The organism is Cupriavidus cauae (assembly GCF_008632125.1).
Taxonomy (GTDB): Bacteria; Pseudomonadota; Gammaproteobacteria; order Burkholderiales; family Burkholderiaceae; genus Cupriavidus; species Cupriavidus cauae.
Genome location: NZ_VWRN01000004.1, coordinates 1 through 1077 on the forward strand (window position 1 = coordinate 1; position 1077 = coordinate 1077).

A 1077-nucleotide genomic window follows, 5' to 3' on the forward strand; every position below is an offset into this window, starting at 1 on the left:
TCTGCTGCTGGCCGGCGCCGGGCTGTGGCCGCGCAGCACGCTGCTGGGACCGAACCTGCTGCGGCTGCCGCCGAGCGCCGGCCACAGCATCGCGCTGACCTTCGACGACGGCCCCAATCCCGAGGTCACGCCGGCCGTGCTGGACCTGCTCGATGCGCACGGCGCCCGCGCCACCTTCTTCTGCATCGGCGAGCGCGCGCTGCGCCATCCCGACCTGGTGGCCGACATCGTGCGCCGCGGGCACGCGATCGAGAACCATACCCAGCACCACTGGCTGCACTTCTCCACGTTCGGCCCGGGCCGCATCACGCGCGAGGTCGGCGAAGCGCAGCGTTTGCTGACCGAACTGACCGGGCAGGTGCCGCGCTTCTTCCGCGCGCCCGCCGGCCTGCGCAATCCGCTGCTGGAGCCGGCGCTGTGCCGGCATGGGCTGCGGCTCGCCAGTTGGACGCGGCGCGGCTTCGATACCTTCCGCGGCGGCGACCCCGACAAGGTGGAGGCGCGGCTGCTGAAGGACCTGGCGGCGCGCGACATCCTGCTGATGCATGACGGCAACCCGGGCACCGACCGCGCCGGCACGCCGATGATCCTGGTGGTGCTGCCGCGCGTGCTGCGCGCCATCGACGAGGCGGGGCTGCGCTACGTGACGCTGCGCGAGGCGGTGCCGGCATGACACGGTGGACCGATGCCGCGGGCCCGGCCGGCGAGGCGCTGATCGCGCGGGCCAGCGCCCGCTACCGCGCGGCCGACCCGTTCGCCGTGCACTTCGCCCGCTTCAAGCTGCGCAACGATCCGGTCTTCGCGATCGCGCTGGCACAGGGCCTGATCCCCGACCGCGCACGCATTCTCGATATCGGCTGCGGCCAGGGCCTGCTGGCCAGCTGGCTGCTGGCGGCGCAGCAATGCCATGCCGACAGCTGGCCGCGGGGCTGGCCGGCGCCGCCGGTGCCGCGCTCCTATCTCGGCATCGAGCTGACGCCGGCCGATGCCGAGCGCGCCCGCGCCGCGCTGGCCGAGCCGGGCCCGTGGCCGGCGGAAATCCGCCAGGCCGATGCCCGCGCCGCGGTGGCCGAGGTC

General features: G+C 74.6%; 1 protein-coding gene and 1 pseudogene. Both read left to right on the forward strand.

The annotated features are described in order from the left end of the window. Nucleotides 1-673: polysaccharide deacetylase family protein (locus tag F1599_RS00925; RefSeq protein WP_150081787.1), on the forward strand; the 673-nt coding region annotated here is incomplete at its 5' end. After that, nucleotides 670-1077, forward strand: a pseudogene (locus F1599_RS00930) (methionine biosynthesis protein MetW); the annotation flags it as partial. The gene F1599_RS00925 and the pseudogene F1599_RS00930, both read left to right, overlap by 4 nt.